Source organism: Microbacterium sp. Leaf436 (assembly GCF_001424715.1).
Classification (GTDB): Bacteria; Actinomycetota; Actinomycetes; order Actinomycetales; family Microbacteriaceae; genus Microbacterium.
Genome location: NZ_LMRB01000002.1, coordinates 563,473 through 583,468, shown reverse-complemented (window position 1 = coordinate 583,468; position 19,996 = coordinate 563,473). Strand labels below are relative to the sequence as shown.

14 protein-coding genes are annotated in these 19,996 nt (G+C 71.2%); 4 read left to right on the top strand and 10 right to left on the bottom strand.

All coding sequences use genetic code 11. The features are described 5' to 3' along the window. Nucleotides 1-71 precede the first annotated feature (71 nt). Both ASG45_RS06950 and ASG45_RS06945 read right to left on the bottom strand, forming a co-directional pair. The gene (locus ASG45_RS06950) at nucleotides 72-1,379 is read right to left on the bottom strand and encodes a glycosyltransferase family 87 protein (RefSeq protein ID WP_055834649.1); all 1,308 of its coding nucleotides are present in this window, start codon (nucleotides 1,377-1,379) and stop codon (nucleotides 72-74) included. Between the two features lie 85 nt (nucleotides 1,380-1,464). Then, a complete protein-coding gene (locus ASG45_RS06945) occupies nucleotides 1,465-2,322 on the bottom strand; it encodes an ADP-dependent NAD(P)H-hydrate dehydratase (protein ID WP_055834646.1) in 858 nt (285 codons plus the stop codon). Nucleotides 2,323-2,351: 29 nt separating this feature from the next. On the opposite strand from ASG45_RS06945, the gene ASG45_RS06940 reads away from it, so the two are divergent. Further along, a complete protein-coding gene (locus tag ASG45_RS06940; protein ID WP_055834644.1) occupies nucleotides 2,352-3,410 on the top strand; it encodes an NADH:flavin oxidoreductase/NADH oxidase in 1,059 nt (352 codons plus the stop codon). Between the two features lie 122 nt (nucleotides 3,411-3,532). Here ASG45_RS06940 and ASG45_RS06935 read toward each other — a convergent pair whose 3' ends face one another. Continuing rightward, nucleotides 3,533-4,588, bottom strand: coding sequence for a hemolysin family protein (locus tag ASG45_RS06935; RefSeq protein ID WP_055834641.1), 1,056 nt, complete (start codon nucleotides 4,586-4,588; stop codon nucleotides 3,533-3,535). Continuing rightward, complete coding sequence (locus tag ASG45_RS06930; protein WP_055834638.1) at nucleotides 4,585-5,928, bottom strand: hemolysin family protein; 1,344 nt, start codon at nucleotides 5,926-5,928, stop codon at nucleotides 4,585-4,587. The genes ASG45_RS06935 and ASG45_RS06930 overlap by 4 nt, the downstream gene beginning before the upstream one ends. Nucleotides 5,929-6,090: 162 nt before the next feature. On the opposite strand from ASG45_RS06930, the gene ASG45_RS06925 reads away from it, so the two are divergent. Next, nucleotides 6,091-7,128 carry a glycoside hydrolase family 76 protein gene (locus ASG45_RS06925; RefSeq protein WP_055834635.1) on the top strand — a complete coding sequence of 346 codons (1,038 nt, stop codon included), beginning with the start codon at nucleotides 6,091-6,093 and terminating at the stop codon, nucleotides 7,126-7,128. Here the strand turns inward: ASG45_RS06925 and ASG45_RS06920 are convergent. Next, nucleotides 7,118-8,572, bottom strand: coding sequence for a GuaB1 family IMP dehydrogenase-related protein (locus ASG45_RS06920; protein ID WP_055834632.1), 1,455 nt, complete (start codon nucleotides 8,570-8,572; stop codon nucleotides 7,118-7,120). The two genes, ASG45_RS06925 and ASG45_RS06920, sit on opposite strands and share 11 nt — an antisense overlap. 139 nt (nucleotides 8,573-8,711) lie before the next feature. On the opposite strand from ASG45_RS06920, the gene ASG45_RS06915 reads away from it, so the two are divergent. Further along, nucleotides 8,712-12,377, top strand: coding sequence for a multifunctional oxoglutarate decarboxylase/oxoglutarate dehydrogenase thiamine pyrophosphate-binding subunit/dihydrolipoyllysine-residue succinyltransferase subunit (locus tag ASG45_RS06915; RefSeq protein WP_082516495.1), 3,666 nt, complete (start codon nucleotides 8,712-8,714; stop codon nucleotides 12,375-12,377). Nucleotides 12,378-12,468: 91 nt separating this feature from the next. On the opposite strand, the gene ASG45_RS06910 is transcribed toward ASG45_RS06915, so the two are convergent. From ASG45_RS06910 to ASG45_RS06890, 5 genes are read right to left on the bottom strand one after another with little or no spacing between them, the layout of a single operon-like run. Then, nucleotides 12,469-13,770: an alpha/beta hydrolase gene (locus tag ASG45_RS06910; RefSeq protein WP_055834629.1), complete on the bottom strand. Its 1,302-nt coding sequence runs from the start codon at nucleotides 13,768-13,770 to the stop codon at nucleotides 12,469-12,471. Next, nucleotides 13,767-16,289 carry a bifunctional lysylphosphatidylglycerol flippase/synthetase MprF gene (locus tag ASG45_RS06905; RefSeq protein WP_156459395.1) on the bottom strand — a complete coding sequence of 841 codons (2,523 nt, stop codon included), beginning with the start codon at nucleotides 16,287-16,289 and terminating at the stop codon, nucleotides 13,767-13,769. Before ASG45_RS06905 ends, ASG45_RS06910 begins: the two co-directional genes overlap by 4 nt. Before the next feature lie 38 nt (nucleotides 16,290-16,327). After that, on the bottom strand, nucleotides 16,328-17,635 hold the full coding sequence (locus ASG45_RS06900) for a GNAT family N-acetyltransferase (RefSeq protein ID WP_055834622.1): 1,308 nt from the start codon (nucleotides 17,633-17,635) through the stop codon (nucleotides 16,328-16,330). 53 nt (nucleotides 17,636-17,688) lie between these two features. Continuing rightward, nucleotides 17,689-17,931: a zf-HC2 domain-containing protein gene (locus ASG45_RS06895; RefSeq protein ID WP_055834618.1), complete on the bottom strand. Its 243-nt coding sequence runs from the start codon at nucleotides 17,929-17,931 to the stop codon at nucleotides 17,689-17,691. Then, on the bottom strand, nucleotides 17,928-18,533 hold the full coding sequence (locus ASG45_RS06890) for a sigma-70 family RNA polymerase sigma factor (RefSeq protein ID WP_235560549.1): 606 nt from the start codon (nucleotides 18,531-18,533) through the stop codon (nucleotides 17,928-17,930). The genes ASG45_RS06895 and ASG45_RS06890 overlap by 4 nt, the downstream gene beginning before the upstream one ends. A 112-nt stretch (nucleotides 18,534-18,645) precedes the next feature. Here ASG45_RS06890 and aroA point away from each other — a divergent pair, with 112 nt between their 5' ends. Next, nucleotides 18,646-19,995, top strand: a complete 1,350-nt coding sequence (gene aroA / locus ASG45_RS06885; RefSeq protein WP_055834615.1) for a 3-phosphoshikimate 1-carboxyvinyltransferase — start codon at nucleotides 18,646-18,648, stop codon at nucleotides 19,993-19,995. Nucleotide 19,996 lies beyond the last annotated feature (1 nt).

The following is a 19,996-nucleotide window of genomic DNA, read 5'->3' as shown; positions in this document are numbered from 1 at the left end:
GTCGCCGATGGAGCACCCCGGTCGCGGCACACCGTCTCGCGGTAGCACCGCGCCTAGACGCGACCCCCGGGTCAGCCGCGCGGAGCGATCCGCGTTCGCGCCGGACGCCGCCCGGTCACGATCTCGTGCAGCCCGGCGGGGGGACGGACGCGGTCGATCGGCGCACGGACGACGCGCACGACGGCCCACACGAGCAGCACGAGGGCGAGCAGGTTCCGCGTTTCGAGCACGAAGACGGGGAACGGATTCGGGTGCGTCGCCATGAGCCCGTCGTACAGCAGCGGGTACATCCACTGCGTGAGCGCCGCGATCACGAGCGTCATGCCCGCGAATCCGTACCAGCGGCGGCGATCGATCATCAGCCCCAGCACGACGGGGGCGAAGAGCCACACGTAGTACTGCGGCGAGCCGACCTTGTTCAGCGCGATGAAGGCGGTGACGAGAGCGAGCGAGAGCGGCGGGAGGAGGCTCACGAAGGTCGCCCCGCGCCGCAGCTTCACGATGCCGACGATGGCGATCCCGACCATGACGAGCAGCATGATGGGCGTCATCGCGGCGATGAGGGGGTCGGCGCCGGGTCCCGTCACCTGGAAGGTGAGCACACCGCCGTCGTAGTACACCTCGGAGCCGGGAACGTAGAAGGCGGCGAGGAACATGTACAGCCCGCCGACGGGGGCCTCCATCTGGATGCCGCGGGTGGTCTGGTCGCCGACGAAGCCGAAGACGTAGGGCGCACCGCCCAGGGCGACGACCGCGATGACGGTGGTCACCGACACCGCGACGGCACCCCAGATGAGGGCCAGGCGACGGCGGGCGGCGATGAGCCCGGCGGCCAGGATCGCCGCGGGCCACACTTTCATCCACACGGCGATCGACAGCAGCAGGGAGGCCACGAACGGGCGGCGCAGCAGCCAGATGCTGCCGAGGATCGCGAACGGCACCGTGATGCCGTCGATGCGGTACAGGCCGACCGGCCCGATGAGCAGGATGGCCGCGAGCCAGAACCAGGCGGCGATCACACGACCGCGCGAGCGCCCTTTGCCCACGAGCACGACGAAGGCGACCAGGTTGGCGAGCGCGACGGTGATGACCCAGGCGGGCGTGTACCCGACGGCCCAGGCGAACAGCCAGGCGAACGTCATCGGCAGGAACGCGAGCTGCGGATAGATCCACTTCTCGGTGATGCCCGGCCAGGCCCACGCGTCGGAGCGCGTGCACGAGGTGACGTCGATGCCGCCGAACAGCGCACAGCGCGACCAGGGTTCGTACACCAGGTACACATCGCCCATCGGCTCGTTGGGCTGCTGATAGCCCAGGATGCCGACGACGACGTGTACGGCGACGAACGCGATCAACAAGGGAACGACACGCCTCACCACCGCATCATCCTAAGCGGGCGCCCCTGAGCGTCCCGGACGTGCGGCTCGCGCTCCCCCGCCGTCGCGCGGGTCGCGACGACAACCGTTACCCGATCGAGTCCGCCTGCAGCCCGGCCACGACCGAGGGCAGCTCCCCGGCGATGTCGAGCGCGGTGATCGGCCCGCCGAGGCCGCCGTAGGCCTGTGATGCCCGTGTGCCGGCCGTTCCGTGCAGCCACGCGGCGGTGGCCGCGCACGCGGCGAGGTGGTCGAGCGAGGTGCGATCGGCGGCGACCGACCCGGCGGTGACGGCGCCGAGCACGCCCGCGAGCACGTCGCCGGTGCCGGCGGTGGCGAGCCACGGCGTGCCCGTCGTCACGCGGCGGGTCCATCCGCCCGCGGCGGCGACGATCGTGACGGCGCCCTTCAGCAGGACCACCGCGCCGATGGCCTCGGCGGTCTCGCGCGCGGCCGCCTCGCGGGCGTCGTCGTCTCGCGGATCGGCCGCTTCGAGGCCCAGGCTCTCGCGCAGTCGGTCGAGCTCTCGCGCGTGCGGCGTCACGATGACCGGTGCCGTGGCCCCGGCGACCAGGTCCAGGGCTCCCGCGTCGACGACGACCGGCACGTCGGCGCGCAGGATGCCGCGCAGCGCCGCGGTCTCGGCGGCGTCGCGCTCCGCGGCATCCGTTCCCGACCCCATCACCCACGCCTGCACCCGCCCGTCGGCGGTCACCGTCTCGGGCCGACGCTGCAGCACGAGGTTCTGCGCGTGCTCGGGTCCGAGGTAGCGGACCATGCCCGTTCCGGTGCGCCACGCGGCCTCGACTCCCAGCATCGCCGCGCCCGGATAACGGGTGGACCCCGTGCGCATCCCCACGACCCCGCGGGAATACTTGTCGTCGTGCGCCGTTGGCCACCGCAGTGTGCGACCGGCATCGCGCCCGGTCCAGTCCTTCGCCGTCATGGCGTCACCCTAAAGCGCAAAGGTCTTCCATGAGTGCCCTCTTCACACCCCTGTCCATCCGCGGTATCGAGATGCGCAATCGGCTGTGGGTCTCGCCGATGTGCCAGTACAGCGCGGTCGACGGCGTGCCGAACGACTGGCACCACGTGCACCTCGCCCAGTTCGCCGCGGGCGGCGCCGGTCTCGTGATCGCCGAGGCCACGGCGGTGTCGCCCGAAGGCCGCATCTCGCCCGAAGACGCCGGCATCTGGACCGACGCGCAGGCCGAGGCCTGGGCCCCCATCGTCGCGGCGATCCGCGCGCGGGGCGCCGTCGCGGGCGTGCAGCTGGGCCACGCCGGCCGCAAGGCGTCGACCACCTCCCCGCTCACCGGCGGCCGCGGCACGGTCGCGCCCGAGGCCGGCGGCTGGACCACGCTCGCCCCCTCGGCGCTCGCGTACGACACGTTCGCCGAGCCCGTCGCTCTCGATGCCGCGGGCATCGAGAAGGTCGTCGAGGACTTCGCAGACGCCGCCCGCCGGGCCGTCGCGGCCGGGTTCGAGGTCGTCGAGCTGCACGCGGCCCACGGCTACCTGCTGCACCAGTTCCTGTCACCGCTCACGAACCACCGCGACGACGAGTACGGCGGCTCGTTCGAGAACCGGGTGCGCCTGCTCGCGCGCGTGACCGAGGCCGTGCGCGCGGCCACCCCCGACGTCGTCTTGTTCGTGCGCTTCTCGGCGACGGACGCCGCCGAGGGCGGCTGGAGCGTCGCCGACACCGTCGCCGCCGCACGGCTGGTGGGTGCGGTCGGCGCCGACCTGATCGACGTCTCCAGCGGCGGCCTCGTGCCGCAGCAGCGCATCGTGACAGGCCCCGGCTACCAGGTCGAGTACGCCGCGACCGTGCGCCGCGAGACGGGACTGCGGGTCGCCGCCGTCGGCATGATCGACGACCCCGCCCTGGCCGAGAACATCGTCGCCGACGACCGGGCCGACGCCGTGCTGTCGGGCCGCGAGTGGCTCCGCGACCCGCACTACGGCCTGCGCGCCGCCGCCGCGCTCGGCGCCGACTCCCCCGCGCCGGCCCAGTACACCCGCGCGTACTGAGCCGCGCCGCGACGTCCTGACCCGGGTCCCACCCGACGGCGGATCGGCGAGCACTCACCCCCGCGAACGAGAACACCGGATGCCACGACCCCTGGGGGCCGTGGCATCCGGTGTGTCAGGCCTCAGACGAAGCGACGGCGCTCGGTGGCGTCCTGCACCTCGCCGACGAGCTCCTCGATGATGTCCTCGAGGAACAGCACGGCCTTCACGTCGCCGCTGCCGTCGCGCACCTGCGCCAGGTGGCGACCCGAGCGGCGCATGAGCGCCAGGGCGTCCTCGAGATCGGTCGTCTCGAGCACCGACACCATCTGATGGATGCGCTTGGCGGGGATCGGACGCGCCATGTCGGCGGCCGTCCCGTCGGCCGCGCGCAGGACGTCCTTGAGGTGGACGTACCCGGTGGGGTTGCCGGTGTCATCGACGATCACGTACCGCGAATATCCGTGCTGCGCGACGGCACGCTCGATCTCGCCCGGAGTGGTCCGGGCGGGGAGCGTCACGAGGTCGCTCATGGGGACGGCGACGTCGGCGGCGGTCTTCTCGGTGAACTCCACCACCGCACTGACGGTTCCCGACGCGTCGTCGAGCATGCCCTCTCGCCGTGACTGGCTCACGATCGTCGCGACCTCGTCGAGGGTGAAGGTCGAGGCGGCCTCGTCCTTCGGCTCGACGCGGAACAGGCGCAGCACGTGGTTCGCCGTCCAGTTGAGGGCGACGATGATCGGGTAGAACGCCTTCGACACGGCCACCAGGGGCGGCGCGAGCATGAGCACCGCGCGGTCGGGCAGCGAGAACGCCAGGTTCTTCGGAACCATCTCGCCGAACACGACGTGCAGGTACGACACGATCAGCAGCGCCACGATGAACGCCACCACGTCGACGGCCGCCTCGGGCAGACCGGTGAGGCCGAGGGGCCCCGCCAGCAGGTGGTGGATGGCGGGCTCGGACACGTTCAGGATCAGCAGCGAGCAGATCGTGATGCCGAGTTGGCACGTGGCCAACATGAGCGTGGCGTGCTCCATCGCGTACAGCGCGGTCTTCGCCGCCCGCGAGCCGCGGTCGGCGTGCGGTTCGATCTGCGATCGCCGCGCCGAGATCACCGCGAACTCCGCGCCGACGAAGAAGGCGTTGGCCACGAGCAGCACGACCAGCCAGGCGATTCCCGCCCAATCGTTCATCGCTGATCACCGCCCTTCGCCGCGCGCACGAGGTCGCCGACGTTCTGCTCCACCGGCTTCGGGGTGAACTGCACGCGGTCGACGCGACGGCCGTCCATGCGGTGCACGCTCAAGACCCCTTCGTCGGTCTCGACGGTGTCGCCCACCGCCGGGATCCGCTCGAGCTCGGCCATGATGAAGCCGCCCACGGTGTCGTAGACCTCTCCTTCGGGCACGCGCACGCCCGCGCGGTCGAGGGCTTCATCGGGTCGCAGGTCTCCGGGGAACATCACGGATGCCGCGGAGCGCACCACCCCGGCGCGGGAGCGGTCGTGCTCGTCGAGCACCTCGCCCACGATCTCTTCGACGAGGTCTTCGAGGGTGACCACGCCCGCGGTCCCGCCGTACTCGTCGACGACGATCGCCATCTGGTAGCCGCGCGAACGCAGCTCCGAGACGAGGGTGTCGAGGTGCACCGTCTCGGGGACGCGCAGCGGCTCCGTCGACAGCGCGGCCACGGGCACGTCGCCGCGCCTGTCGCGCGGCACGCCGATCGCGGCCTTGAGGTGCACGACGCCGACGATGTCGTCCATCGACTCGCCGTACACGGGGAAGCGGCTGTGCCCGGTGCGCCGGGCCAACTGCACGACGTCGTCGGCGGGGTCGCCCGCGGCGAGCGCGTGCACGCTGGGGCGCGGGGTCATCACGTCGGCGGCGCTGAGGCGGGCGAAGGTGAGGCTGCGATCGAGCAGCGAGGCGGTGTCCTTCTCGAGCATGCCGGCGCTGGCCGAGCGCTTGACGAGGCTCGAGAGCTCCTCGGCCGAACGGGCGCCCGAGAGCTCCTCTTTCGGCTCGACGCCGATGGAGCGGAGCACCCCGTTGGCGCTGCCGTTGAGCACGAGGATGGCGGGCTTGAACACGGCGGTGAACGCGATCTGGAAGGGCAGGACGAGCTTGGCCGTCTGCCGCGGGATCGCGAGGGCGAAGTTCTTGGGGACGAGCTCGCCCAGGATCATCGACAGCACGGTGGCGAAACCGACGCCGATGATTGCGGCGAGGGTGACGATGACCGCCTCGGGCAGTCCCCACGCCTGGAAGACCGGCCGCAGCAGATTCGAGATGGCCGGTTCCATCGTGTAACCGGTGAGGAGCGTCGTCAGGGTGATGCCGAGCTGGGCGCTCGACAGGTGCGTCGAGGTGATGCGCAGCGCATCGATCGTGAGCGAGAGCCGCGTCTCGCCCGCCTCGCGGCGGGCTTCGAGGTCGGCGCGGTCGAGGTTGACCAGGGCGAATTCACTGGCGACGAAGAGTCCCGTTCCGACGGTGAGGATGAGCCCCACGCCGAGCATGACGTAATCCATCAGGCATCACCTCCGCTCGACCGGGGGTCGGTGTCGAAGGGGCGGCGTCGGGGCCTGGGTCTACAACTGGGAGGGTCGTCCATCGTGCGCTCGATTCTATTGCAGCCCCGGGCCCCTGGCATCCGGATTCTGCGGATCCCGGCACCTGGGGAGGATGGGTGCATGGATGCCGAGACCACGGCCGGCGAGCGCGCCGCCACCGCTGAACGTCAGGTGACGGACCGCTTCGTGCACCGCTACGGCCCGGTGGCCTGGGCGAGGGCGGCACTGCCCGGCGCCACCGGCGAGCGCACGTGGCATTACTGGTGGCACGCGCACGTGCTGCACGTGCTCGGCGACGCCGAGCGCAACCGGCCCGACGCGCGCCGTCGGCGGATGATGCGCCGCCTCGCCCGGGGGGTGACCCTGCGCACGATCGGCCGCTGGACGACCCCGTACTACGACGACATCGCCTGGATGGGCCTAGCGCTATCGCGCACGCACCTGAACGCCCGCGCCCTGCGCCGCATCTCGCGGGTGCTGCACCGGGCGATCGATCCGCGCGTGGGCGCACTGCCCTGGTGCGTCGGCAGTGACCTCTTCAACGCTCCGGCGAACGCGCCCGGCGCCATGGTGCTCGCTCTGACCGGCCACCGGGCCGAGGCCGTCGCACTCGACGCGTGGATGGCATCCACCCTGGATCACCCCGACACGGGCCTCGTCCGTGACGGCGTCGAGCACGGCGTCGTGCGGAGCGAACTGTGGACGTACAACCAGGGCGCGGCCCTGGGGCTCGCCCTGCTGCTGGGCGAGCGGGCCCTGGCCGACGCCGCGCACCCGGCGTGGGCGCACGTGGAGCGTGCCCGGGCTCTCGTCGCCGCGGTCGAACGGTGGTGCGCCGCCGACGACGGGATGTTCCCCGCGGCGGGCGGGGGCGACGGCGGCCTGTTCGCCGGGATCCTGGCGCGTTATCTCGCCGAGGCGGCGATGGATCTCGCCGAGAGCGGCGACGCCGAGGGCGATGCCCTCTCGCGCACCGCGCGGCGCCTCGTCCAGCGCAACGCCGACGCGCTCTGGGACGCACGCCGCGGCGGGTTGTTCCCGGCCGATCCCCGCCGCCCCGCGCGCGCCGAGGGCGACGACCTCGATCTGTCGGTGCAGGTCGGGGCGTGGATCACGCTCGAGGCCGCGGCCGACCTCGAGCGGGTGTTCACCAGCTGACCGGAAGCGCCTTGCCCTCGTCGTACCCGGCCGCCGACTGCAGGCCCACACGAGCGCGCTCGTGGAACTCGGCGACGGTGGCGGCGCCGGCGTAGGTGAACGAGGAGCGCACGCCCGACGTGATCATGTCGAGCAGGTCTTCCAGACCGGGGCGCTGCGGGTCGAGGTAGATGCGCGACGACGAGATGCCCTCGGCGAAGAGTTCCTTGCGGGCGCGCTCGAACGGGTCGAGTGCCCCGAAGCGCCCGTGCACGGCCTTGGTCGAGGCCATGCCCCACGACTCCTTGTAGACCCGGCCGTCCGCGTCGGCACGCAGGCGCCCGGGCGACTCGATCGTCCCGGCGAACCACGAACCGACCATGACCGATGCCGCACCCGCCGCCAGCGCCAGGGCGACGTCGCGCGGATACCGCACTCCGCCGTCGGCCCAGACGTGCGCCCCGACGCTGCGCGCGGCCTCCGCCGTCTCGAGCACGGCCGAGAACTGCGGCCGCCCCACGGCGGTCATCATGCGGGTCGTGCACATCGCCCCCGGCCCCACCCCGACCTTGAGAATCGTCGCACCCGCGTCGGTGAGGTCGCGCACGCCCTCGGCGGTGACGACGTTGCCGGCGGCGATCGGGATGCCGAGATCCAGCGCGGCGACCTCGCGCAGCGCCCGGAGCATCTGCGCCTGGTGACCGTGGGCGGTGTCGACGACGAGGACGTCGACGCCGGCGTCGGCGAGGGCGCGCGCCTTGCCGGCGACGTCACCGTTGACCCCCACCGCGGCCGCGACGATCAGGCGTCCCTCGGCGTCGACCGCCGGGCGGTAGACCGAGTCGCGCACGGCGCTCCGCGCCGACAGCGTGCCCACCACGCGGTCCGCGTCGACGACGGCGACGATGTCGGCCTCCCCCACCAGCGCGAAGACGGCACGGGGATCCCCCAGCTGATCGACCGAGACCACCGGGGCGTCGCCCCGCGCGATGTCGCCGAGCGTGGCATCCGGGAGCGCCGTCGCGAGGCGCGTGGCCGGAACGATCCCGCGGAAGGCCGAGAGGGCGACGACCCCGTCGTCTCGGGTCTCGGCGACGACGATGCCGCGCCCGGGCACCGGCGGGAGCACCAGACGCGCGTCGGCGACCGTCGCGGTCGGAGGCAGCACGAGCGGGGCGTCCCAGGCCGTCGGCTGCGCCTTGACCCAGGCGACGGCGTCGAGCAGGTCGGGCAGCGCGAGGTCCTGCGGGAGCACGCCGAGGCCGCCGCGACGCGCCAGGGTCGCCGCGAGTCGGGTTCCCGTGACGGAGTTCATGTTCGCCGACACGAGCGGAAGGGTGGCACCGCTCCCGTCGCCGGGTGCCAGGTCCACGTCGAGGCGGCTGCGCACCTCGGAATGACGCGGAACCAGGAACACGTCCGAGTAGGTCAGATCGACATCGGGTTGAGCGCCGGAGAACTCCATGGCATCCACCTCACCACATCAAGGGAACGTAAAGACCCGCAGACCGCCCAGGAACCTCGGCTAGGCTTGACGACGCGCCGGACGGTGACGTTCGCGCGTATCCACAGGAATCTTCATCGAGGAAAGCAGGCGATCGACTGTGTCGAGCCAGGTGGCGGGCGTCGGTACTTCGAGCGAGGGCGAGTTCGGCGCGAACGAGTGGCTCGTAGACGAACTCTACGAGCAGTTCAAAGTTGACAAGCACTCCGTAGACAAGGCCTGGTGGCCGATCCTGGAGGCGTACCACCCGGTCGTCGACGGGTCCGCCGCGGCAGCGCCGCCCTCGGAGCCCAAGCCGGTCACCGCGCCGATCCCGGTGGTCGGTCAGGCCCCCGTCGCGCGCACCACCGCCAAGCCCGCGAAGCCGCAGCCGATCCCGGCGCAGGCCCCCGCCTCGGCACCCGCGGCCGCAGCCCCGAGCACCGAAGAGGACCGCGTCACCGTCCTCAAGGGGATGCCGAAGGCCCTGGCCTCCAACATGGACGACTCGCTCACGGTCCCCACCGCGACCAGCGTCCGCACCGTGCCCGCGAAGCTGATGATCGACAACCGCATCGTCATCAACAACCACATGTCGCGCACGCGCGGCGGCAAGATCAGCTTCACGCACCTGATCGGCTGGGCGCTCATCCAGGCACTCAAGGAGTTCCCGAGCCAGAACGTCTACTACGCCGAGATCGACGGCAAGCCCTCGGTGGTGGCCCCCGCGCACATCAACCTGGGTATCGCGATCGACATGCCCAAGCCCGACGGAACCCGCGCGCTGCTGGTGCCCAGCATCAAGCGCGCCGACACCCTCAGCTTCAGCGATTTCCTCGACGCGTACGAGGACCTGGTGCGTCGTGCGCGCGGCAACAAGCTCACGCCCGGTGATTTCCAGGGCACGACGCTGTCGCTGACGAACCCCGGCGGCATCGGCACCGTGCACTCGGTCCCCCGTCTCATGCGCGGTCAGGGCGCCATCATCGGCGCGGGTGCGCTGGACTACCCCGCCGAGTTCCAGGGCGCGAGCGACAAGACGCTCAACGAGCTGGCCATCGGCAAGACCATCACGCTCACCAGCACCTACGACCACCGGGTCATCCAGGGCGCGGGGTCGGGCGAGTTCCTCAAGAAGGTGCACGAGCTGCTCATCGGGCAGCGCGGCTTCTACGACGACATCTTCGCGGCGCTGCGCATCCCCTACGCGCCCATCCACTGGGCGGCCGACATCAGCGTCGACCTCTCGGAGCGCATCGACAAGAGCGCCCGCGTGCAGGAGCTCATCAACTCGTACCGCGTGCGCGGCCACCTCATGGCCGACATCGACCCGCTCGAATACGTGCAGCGCACCCACCCCGACCTCGAGATCGAGTCGCACGGCCTGACCTTCTGGGACCTCGACCGCGAGTTCGTCACCGGCGGTCTGGGCACGAAGCGCGTCGCCAAGCTCCGCGACATCCTCGGCGTGCTCCGCGACTCGTACTGCCGCACCATGGGTGTCGAGTACATGCACATCCAGGACCCGATCCAGCGTCAGTGGTTCCAGAGCAACATCGAGGTCAAGTACACCAAGCCCGGGCACGACGAGCAGCTGCGCATCCTGTCGAAGCTCAACCAGGCCGAGGCGTTCGAGACGTTCCTTCAGACCAAGTACGTCGGCCAGAAGCGCTTCAGCCTCGAGGGCGGCGAGTCGCTCATCCCGCTGCTCGACCAGATCCTCCAGGGCGCGGCGTCCAAGGGCCTCGACGGAGCCGCGATCGGCATGGCCCACCGCGGTCGCCTGAACGTGCTCACCAACATCGGTGGCAAGACGTACGGCCAGGTGTTCCGCGAGTTCGAGGGTGCGGTCGCCACCGGCAGCAAGCGCGGCTCGGGCGACGTGAAGTACCACCTCGGCACCGAGGGCACCTTCGTCGGCGACGAGGGCGATGAGCTCCCCGTCTACCTGGCGGCCAACCCCTCGCACCTCGAGACCGTCGACGGCGTGCTCGAGGGCATCGTCCGCGCCAAGCAGGACCGCAAGCCCATCGGCACGTTCTCGTGGCTGCCCATCCTCGTTCACGGCGACGCCGCGTTCGCGGGTCAGGGCGTCGTCGTCGAGACGCTTCAGATGTCGCAGCTGCGCGGGTACCGCACCGGCGGCACGATCCACGTCGTGGTGAACAACCAGGTCGGCTTCACCACCACCCCCACCGACGCGCGCACCTCCGTGTACGCCACCGATGTGGCCAAGACCATCCAGGCCCCCGTGCTGCACGTGAACGGCGACGACCCCGAGGCCGTCGTCCGCGCGGCCGAGCTGGCGTTCCTGTACCGCGAAGAGTTCCACCGCGACATCATCATCGACCTGGTCTGCTACCGCCGACGCGGCCACAACGAGGGCGACGACCCCTCGATGACGCAGCCGCTGATGACCAACCTCATCGAGGCCAAGCGCTCGGTGCGCCGTCTGTACACGGAGTCCCTCGTCGGTCGCGGCGACATCACCGAAGACGAGTACGAGCAGGCCAAGCAGGACTTCCAGAACCGTCTCGAAGTCGCGTTCGCCGACACCCACGAAGCCGAGACCGGTACGACCCCCGTCGTCACGGCCGACGCGGTCGACGACGTGCCCACGGGCGCGCCCGAGACCACCGGCGTCTCGCGCGAGGTCGTGCAGCACATCGGCGACGCGTTCGTGAACAAGCCCGACGGCTTCACCGTGCACAACAAGCTGCAGCAGCTCCTCGACAAGCGTCTCGACATGAGCCGCAACGGCAACATCGACTGGGCCTTCGGCGAGCTGCTCGCCTTCGGCTCGGTGCTGATGGAGGGCACCCCGGTGCGCCTGGCCGGTCAGGACTCGCGCCGCGGCACGTTCGTCCAGCGCCACTCGGTGCTGCACGACCGCGACAACGGTCAGGAATGGCTGCCGCTGGCGAACCTGAGCGAGAACCAGGGACGTTTCTGGGTCTACGACTCGCTGCTGAGCGAGTACGCGGCCATGGCGTTCGAGTACGGCTACTCGGTCGAGCGCGCCGACTCCCTGGTGCTGTGGGAGGCGCAGTTCGGCGACTTCGCCAACGGCGCGCAGTCGGTCATCGACGAGTTCATCTCGTCGGCCGATCAGAAGTGGGCTCAGCAGTCGAGTGTCGTGCTGCTACTCCCCCACGGCTATGAGGGCCAGGGACCCGACCACTCGTCGGCCCGCATCGAGCGCTACCTGCAGATGTGCGCGCAGGACAACATGATCGTCGCGCGCCCGTCGACGCCGGCCTCGTACTTCCACCTGCTGCGCCGCCAGGCGTACCAGCGTCCGCGTCGTCCGCTCATCGTCTTCACCCCGAAGGCCATGCTGCGTCTGCGCGGAGCCACGAGCCCCGTCGAGGACTTCCTCGAGGGTCGCTTCGAGCCGGTGCTCGACGACAACCGCGGTGTCGACCGCGGCGCCGTCACGCGCGTGCTGCTGCACGCCGGAAAGATCCACTGGGATCTGCGCGCCGAGCTCGACAAGAACCCGAACCCGAACATCGCCCTCGTGCGCCTGGAGCAGTACTACCCGGCGCCGATCGAAGAGCTGACCCGCGTGCTCGAGCAGTACCCGAACGCCGAACTGGTGTGGGTCCAGGACGAGCCCGAGAACCAGGGCGCGTGGCCGTTCATCGCGCTCGAGATCGCCGACCAGCTCGGTGGCCGCTCGATCCGCAACATCTCGCGTGCCTCCGCGGCGTCGACCGCGACCGGCTCGCCCAAGGTGCACGCGAACGAGCACGCCGCCATCATGGCGGAGGCGCTCGCGCGCTGATCCGTACGTCGAAGGGCCCGGTCGATATCGTCGACCGGGCCCTTTCGCGTGGGCGGATTCCTCGCGTCAGGATGCCGAGACCGCCGACGCGTCAGGATGCCGGCGGCGCCAGTCCGAGCGTCGGAGCCAGCGCGGGAATGGCGAACGCGAGGCTCGCGTCGAGCGCTTCGCCCGTATGACCCGCACCCTCGACGATGTGCGTCAGCACGGTGAACCCGGCGGCCTGCGCGGCCTCGGAGTTGGCCTTCTGTCCCGGGCCGTAGGTGGTGTCGGCGCTTCCCCACGTGAAGATCGCCAGGTGACCGGTGTAGGTCCCGGCGGGAGCGGCCGCCATGATCACCGACGGCTTGTTGGCCTGGAACGCGCCCGCGTCGCCGTTGTACGTGTCGGCCACGGTCTCGGCGACGTGCTCGGATCCCGGGAACTCGTTGCCCATGACGTCGAGCATCTGCCCCCACACGTCCGGGTACTTCGAGCCGTACATCGCGGCGCACGAGCCGCCGTTCGAGAAGCCCCCGATGGTCCAGTACCGGTGGTCCTTCACGATGTTGAGGTTCTTCTCGGCCCACTGCGGCACGAGCTGGTTGATGTAGGTCGACACGGCGCCGTACTTCGCGGAGTCGACGCACGCGGGATCACGGTCGGGGGCCCCCAGCTGGTCGACGACGACGGCGATCGGGGCGAGGCCCCTGTTCTTCGCCGCGAAGGCATCGAGCGCTTTGGCCAGCGCCGTCGGATCCGGTGAACCGGGCTGCCCCATCATGAAGACGAGTAGCGGGAGGGCCGGCGGGTTCGCGACCTGTGCTGCGGGCGGAAGGTACAGCGAGGCGTCTCGAGCCGCGAACTGCCCGGTGGGAATCTTCGCGTTCCCCGACAGAGCACTCAGCGCCCCCTGCGTCGGCATCCCCGCGGGCGGCTCCCAGGTCTGGTAGAGCGTCGCCGGGTCTCCCGCGACGGCGGCCTGCGCGGGAAGAGCCGCGGGATCGAGCGCCTGCACGCCGAGGATGGCGGCGAGGTTGTGCGTCACCCCGTAGGCGGTGTTGACGCCGAGCGCGGCGGCCAGGAGAGCCGCCACCACCGTCAGCGCACCGGCGATCCGACGCCCCCACGGGCGTCGGCAGATGCCCACGACGCCCACCGCGGCCGCAGCGACGCCGCTCGCCGCCCAGACGGCGGCCCCGGCGGGTAGCGGACCCTGGAAGAGGTTCAGGGCCTCGAGGATGTGGGCGACGATGTACATCACCACCCCCGCGGCGACGCCGATGACGAGCGTGCGGACCACGCGGCGCGGAGCCCACGACACCACGGCGAGCGCACCCACCCCGGCGATGATCGCGCACACGATCAGCAGCGGACTGTCGATCAGCTCGAACGACAGCAGGAAACGGTTCATCGGCGGCCCTCCCACGCACTCCTCGCCAGAGCGACCATCTCATGACGGGAGGCGTCGGGAAGGTAGGCGCGTCCGACGGCGGCCCCGATCGCGGGGAGCTGGAGCGGGTCGCGGTACGCCAGGGCGAGCGGACGGTACCGGGGGCGGAACTTGCCCTTGAAGCGGAACAGCGAGGCGAAACCGTATGCCGGCTCGAGCACCTCCGCCAGCCAGCGCAGCAGTGCCCGCAGCGGGGCGGGGTCGCCGTCGACCGGCTCGGCCGGGTCGTCGGCGAGCGGAGCGCCCGACAGGCTGAGCACCGTGGCGCCCTCTTCCTGCAACTGCAACGCGGCCTTCGCGATGAGGAACTCCATCATGCCGTTGGGTCCGTCGGTGCGACGGCGCATGAAGTCGAGGGTCCACCCGGTGATCTCACCGTCGGTCCAGCTCGGCATCCAGCTCGTCACCGCTTCGACACGGTCGTCGGGGCCGACCGCGAGGAGCAGACGCACCTCGCGGTCGCGCAGCTCGTCGAGGGAGCCGAGCGTGAAACCCATCTCGGGCAGCGCGCGGTCGGCCACCCACTCCTCGTCGATCGCGACGACCTGCGACGCCTGACCCACGGTCAGCTCGTGCCACCGCGTCCAAACCGCGGTGTAGCCCTCGCGTTCGGCGCGGGTGAGCGGCTGGCGCACTTTCTGCCAGGTCTTGCCGGCGAAGGTCAGACCCGCGAGGTCCATGACCGTCTCGACCCCGACGGGCACGTGCCGCCACCCGAGGCTCACGAGGTCGTCGAGGGTGTCGCCGTGCACGCTGTAGAAGGCGGGGATCCAGCCGTGCTCGAGGCAGTAGTCGGTGAACCCGCGCAGCGCCTCGATCCGGCGCCCCGCGGGGGCCAGAGGATCGGCGACGGCCAGGGCGACGTCACCGGTCAGCCGGTACGCGACGGCGCACTCTCGGTCGTCCGAGTACCAGTGGCGGTTGCCCTCCCACGTGCCGAGGAAGCCGAGGGTGTCGCTCCCGCGCCGCAGCAGCTCGCGGTAGTGCGCGTGTCCCCCCGCGACGGGACGGCGGGCACGACGGTAGAGCCAGAGGATCGCGGCGACCACGACGGCCCAGAACAGCACCCCGATCCACTGGTAGACGAACAGCGCGGGACCCTGATGCGGGAAGGCCGACGAGCCACCGGGGTGGGTGAACGACGGCGGCAGGAAGCGCCGCAGGGTGAGGCCGAGCATCTCGGGAAGCGACAGGTCGCGGTTGAACGAGCGGCGGTTGAGCGACTCCACGACGAAGAACGTCGTCCCGCAGGCGACGAAGGCGACGGCGACGACGGCGGTGACCACTGCGGCGGCCTTGCGCGTGGCGCGCACCGAGAAGCGCGCGCGGGTGACGACGAGAGCCGCCGCCAAAGCGAGCGGGATGACGATGGTCGCGATCGCCCAGAGCACGTATTCGGCGCCGCTGCCGTCGACCCACGGGTCGATCTGCAGGCGGCCGTCGAGCAGCGAGATCACCGGCAGCACGGCGGATGCCACGAGCACCAGCATCGCGAGGACCCACGCCGCCCGCCGCCCTCGGCGCAAGCCCCACGCCGCGATCAGCAGGAGCACGAGCGGCACGATCGCCAGCAGAGCGGGGCCGGCGCCCCGGGTCATGAGGAGGGCGATCTGTTCGTCGCACACCGCCTCGGCGACCCGGCCGCATCGGCTGAGCATTGCATCGTCGTACTGGGTGTAGGCCTCGACGACGAGCGAGAGGGGTCCGCGACCACCGCCGCTGACGAGGGCCACGAGGGGGCCGCTGCCCACGACCGCGACGAGCATCGCGAACAGCGTGCGGGTCTCGCGTGTCGAGCTGCGATGCCACGAACGGCGCTCGCGTCCCCGCGCGAGCACGGCGCCGACGCCGAGGCCGATGACCGCGGCGGTCAGGCGGTACCACGAGTCGGCGTCGCCCGCGTAGAGCGCGAACAACGCCAGCAGGGCGAAGCCCACCAGCCGCAGCCGTCGACGCCAGAGCGTCGGGGCGAAGGCGGATGCCGCCATGACCACCCCGGCGATGGGGGTCGTGGGATCGAGCACGGGAACCTCGGCGGCGACCACCGGACGCAGATCGGTCACCGTCCACGCCGCCGCGTGCAGGCCGATCCCGACCACGAGACCGCTCAGTCCCAGCACGACCAGCAGCAGACCGGCCCGGCGCGAGCCCAGCAGGCGCTCGGCGTACGCCAGCACCGTCAGCGCGAGCAGCACCGACGACACGGCGTCGATCGTCGAGTCGGGCACCACCAGCGCGGTGACCAGGGTCCACCACCGTCCGTTGGCGAAGGTGGCGAGCGGACCCGCCCCCCAGACGAGGGCGTCCTCGCCCCAGAGCGCCCCGGTCGCGGCCGCGGTGGCGAGCACGGCCACCACCACGCAGAGCGACACGGGGTGGTCTCGCACGTACCGGCGGGACACCGCGCCGAGGGTGCGCAGCCGCGCGCGGAGGCGCGACGGCGCCCGCTCAGCGGACAGGGGTGGGGAGGGTTCGGACATCGCCCCGGATTTTACGGGGAAAGGCTATGGACGAGGGGTCAGTACCAGATGTCGAGGAGCGGGGTCGCTTCGGGGGTGAAAGCGCCGTCGAGGGCGGCGAGGGCTTCTGCGTCGCCGAGCACCGTTCCCGCGGCCGCCAGCTCCGTTGCGCGCACGCCACCCAGGAGCAACGACGAGAGGGCCCCCACACTCAGCTCGACGTCGGGGGCGTCGTCGCCGGCCGGGGTGACCGTCGCCTCTCCGGACTCATCGATGCGCACGGCCCACGAACCGTCGGCGAAACCGAGCGGGTCGTGCACGGCGAGCACGAGATCGAGCGTTCCGGCGTAGCGGCGCGAGGTCAGCGCGCCGGCGACGTCGAGGATGCGGAGCCAGTGATGGTCGGTGAGGGTGGCGGTGACAGCCCGGCGATCGGACACCATCCACTGCACCGGAGGCACGACCGGCTGCAGCGATGCCGTCACGCGCGCGACGAGGTCGTGCTCGATCGCGTAACGCCAGAGCGCCGCGTACGCCTCGTCACCGTCGGCGAAGAGGGCGCGGATGCTGAGTTCGTGCGCCGTGTAGTCGTCGCCCGGATCCTCGCCGATCGTGTAGACCAGGATGCCGCGTTCCACGCCGTCGAGATCGCGATACGCGACCGCCCGCACCTTCTTGCCGTCTTTCGCATCGGGGGTGAGTCCCGCCATCCCCCGCCAGCGGCCCTCCCACCCGGCGACGGATCCGGGCCGACGCGTACGGATGCGCTCGTGCACCGCTGCCAACCGCTCGGGGAGGCTCTCGCGCGGGACGAAATCGAGACGGCCGGGGGCCACGGGGCCGGTCCAGCGCGCCCGCCGGGTGTCGACGACGACGTCGCTCGCCCAGGCGGCGGGCGAGAAGCCCCAGCGCCCGTAGATGGTCGCCTCGGTGACGGTGAGCCCCGCGATCGCGTACCCGGCCGACACCGCGGTGCGCAGCTCGCCGGTCAGCATGGCGCGCGCGATGCCGCGCCGGCGGTGGGTCGGCGCGACGGTGACGGCGCTGATCGAGTACAGCGGCGCGATGCGCCCCGGAGACACGGTCAACTCAGCCGGCCAGGAGTCCACCGTCGCCACCGGCGAGGCGGGCTCTGAGCCGGCGGGGTCGAACACGCCGACCAGTCGACGCGAACGCAGCGCGCGACGGGCGCTCTCGACCTCGTCGTCCGACGGCTCCTCACCGAGGAAACCGCGCGAGACCGATCTCAGGAAGTCGACGAACCCCGACCCGTCGGGGTCGACCACCGCGTAGTCGAAGCCGGAGTCGGACAGGGTCGCCGAGGACTCGGCATCCGCGGGAAGAGGGAGCGTGTCGATGATCGCCATGCCCCCAGCCTACGGACGGCCTCCGACACGCGCCGAGCCGGGGCCCGGAAGGGTCAGTGCGTCGCCTGGATCGCCCGCAGGCGCGAGAGCACCTGATCGCGCAGTTCGTCGGGCGCGGTCTCTTTGCACGCACGCGCGACCACGTCGGTCAGCGTGCGGGCCACGAGGGCCTCGTCCTGGCATCCCGGGCAACTCTCGAGGTGCTCGCGGATGTCTTTGTGCTGGGTCTTGCAGACCTCGTTGCGCAGGTACTCTTCGAGGTCGCGTCGTGCTTGGTCGCAGCCGCAGTCGCTCATTTCGTCTCTCCCGTGGCGGTCTGGATGCCGCGCTCTCTGGCGTAGTCCGACAGCAGGTCGCGCAGCAGCCGCCGGCCGCGGTGCAGACGGCTCATGACCGTGCCGATCGGAGTTTTCATGATGTCGGCGATCTCCTGGTAGGCGAAGCCCTCGACGTCGGCGAGGTACACCGCCATCCGGAAATCCTCGGGGATCGACTGCAACGCGTCCTTGACCACGGATGCCGGCATGTGGTCGATCGCTTCGGCTTCCGCCGAACGGGAACTGCTCGCGGTGGTCGACTCGGCACCGCCGAGCTGCCAGTCCTCCAGATCGTCGATGGCGCTCTGGTAGGGCTCGCGCTGCTTCTTGCGGTACGTGTTGATGTACGTGTTCGTCAGGATGCGGTAGAGCCACGCCTTCAGGTTCGTGCCCTGCGTGAACGACGCCCACGAGCCGAAGGCCTTCACGAAGGTCTCCTGCACGAGATCGGCCGCATCGGCGGGATTGCGCGTCATGCGCATCGCCGCGGCGTAGAGCTGATCCATGAAGGGCAGCGCCTGCTCTTCGAACTGTTCACGAGGCTCCACGTGGAGTGGGCTCGCGTTCGCCGTGTCGTCCATTGCGCGCCAGTCTACGTCGGGCATCGCGAGGCTCACCGGAGTGGCCCCTGCCCTGCTCTCGCGCTCGAGAAGTGCGGTCACGTGTCGTCCCCTTTCACTAGGCTAGGAACCGATGACTCCCCTCGGGTATTCCCCTTCAACCGCCACTCCCCGCGGTGCGTGGGACGCGCCCACCGCCGCCCATCCCGTGGATGCCACGGTCACGGTGCCCGGGTCGAAGTCCCTCACCAACCGCGAACTCGTGCTCGCCGCCATCGCCGACGGCCCGGGCACCCTGCACGCGCCCCTGCACTCCGACGACTCCGCGCGCATGATCGATGCGCTGCGGGCCCTCGGAGTCGGCATCGACGAGGTCGAGACCGACTCCCCGTTCGGGCCCGACCTGCTCATCACCCCGCCCGCGTCGTTCACGGGTGACTCGACCGTCGACTGCGGCCAAGCCGGGACCGTCATGCGGTTCGTCGCCCCGCTCGCGGGCCTCGCCCGCGGCGACGTGCACGTCACGGCGCACGAGAGCGCGCTACACCGCCCCATGGGCGCGATGATCCGCGCCCTGCGCGAGGTGGGCGTCGACATCGACGACGGCGGGCACTGGGCGCTGCCGTTCTCGGTCCGCGGCCACGGCCACGTGCGCGGCGGCGAGGTCGAGATCGACGCGAGCCAGTCCAGCCAGTTCGTCTCGGGCCTGCTGCTGGCCGCCCCGCGCTTCGACGTCGGGCTGCACCTGCGTCACGTGGGCTCGCGGCTGCCCAGCATCCCGCACATCGACATGACCGTCGAGGCCCTCGCTCACCGGGGGATCCACGTCGAGCGCCCGGCGCCCGGCGAGTGGATCGTGCCCGCCGGACCCGTCCGCGCGAAAGACGTCTCGATCGAGCCCGACCTCTCCAACGCCGCACCGTTCCTCGCCGCCGCGATGGTCACCGGGGGCTCGGTCACCGTCACGGGCTGGCCGTTGCACAGCACCCAGCCGGGGGCCCTGCTGGGCGACATCCTCGCCGAGATGGGCGCGCGCGTCAGCCGCCGGGCGGGAGCGCTCACCGTCGCCGCGGGCGAGGGCATCAGCGGGGTCGAGCTCGACCTCTCGGCCGCGGGCGAGCTCGCGCCGACCCTCTTCGGTCTCGCGGCCTTCGCCGACGGTCCCACCACGCTGCACGGCATCGGGCACATCCGCGGTCACGAGACCGACCGCATCGCGGCGCTGGTCGGCAACCTGCGTTCGCTCGGGGGCGAGGCCCACGAGCTCGAAGACGGCATCCGCATCGTGCCGCAGACTTTGCGCGGCGGCGAGTGGAAGGCCCACCACGACCACCGCCTCGCGACGACCGGCGCGCTGCTCGGTCTGCGCGTCGCCGGCGTGCAGGTCGACGACATCGGCACGACCGCCAAGACCCTCCCCCAGTTCGCCGCGCTCTGGCGCGCAATGCTCGATCCGGACGGATCGACGGATGCCGTGGGCTGAC

What these genes read in the sequence shown, in the direction of transcription:
- ASG45_RS06945 (WP_055834646.1), bottom strand. Translation starts at nt 2,322, where the DNA reads ATGACGGCGAAGGACTGGACCGGGCGCGATGCCGGTCGCACACTGCGG.
- ASG45_RS06940 (WP_055834644.1), top strand. Translation starts at nt 2,352, where the DNA reads ATGAGTGCCCTCTTCACACCCCTGTCCATCCGCGGTATCGAGATGCGC.
- ASG45_RS06935 (WP_055834641.1), bottom strand. Translation starts at nt 4,588, where the DNA reads ATGAACGATTGGGCGGGAATCGCCTGGCTGGTCGTGCTGCTCGTGGCC.
- ASG45_RS06930 (WP_055834638.1), bottom strand. Translation starts at nt 5,928, where the DNA reads ATGGATTACGTCATGCTCGGCGTGGGGCTCATCCTCACCGTCGGAACG.
- ASG45_RS06925 (WP_055834635.1), top strand. Translation starts at nt 6,091, where the DNA reads ATGGATGCCGAGACCACGGCCGGCGAGCGCGCCGCCACCGCTGAACGT.
- ASG45_RS06920 (WP_055834632.1), bottom strand. Translation starts at nt 8,572, where the DNA reads ATGGAGTTCTCCGGCGCTCAACCCGATGTCGATCTGACCTACTCGGAC.
- ASG45_RS06910 (WP_055834629.1), bottom strand. Translation starts at nt 13,770, where the DNA reads ATGAACCGTTTCCTGCTGTCGTTCGAGCTGATCGACAGTCCGCTGCTG.
- ASG45_RS06905 (WP_156459395.1), bottom strand. Translation starts at nt 16,289, where the DNA reads ATGTCCGAACCCTCCCCACCCCTGTCCGCTGAGCGGGCGCCGTCGCGC.
- ASG45_RS06900 (WP_055834622.1), bottom strand. Translation starts at nt 17,635, where the DNA reads ATGGCGATCATCGACACGCTCCCTCTTCCCGCGGATGCCGAGTCCTCG.
- ASG45_RS06895 (WP_055834618.1), bottom strand. Translation starts at nt 17,931, where the DNA reads ATGAGCGACTGCGGCTGCGACCAAGCACGACGCGACCTCGAAGAGTAC.
- ASG45_RS06890 (WP_235560549.1), bottom strand. Translation starts at nt 18,533, where the DNA reads ATGGACGACACGGCGAACGCGAGCCCACTCCACGTGGAGCCTCGTGAA.
- aroA (WP_055834615.1), top strand. Translation starts at nt 18,646, where the DNA reads ATGACTCCCCTCGGGTATTCCCCTTCAACCGCCACTCCCCGCGGTGCG.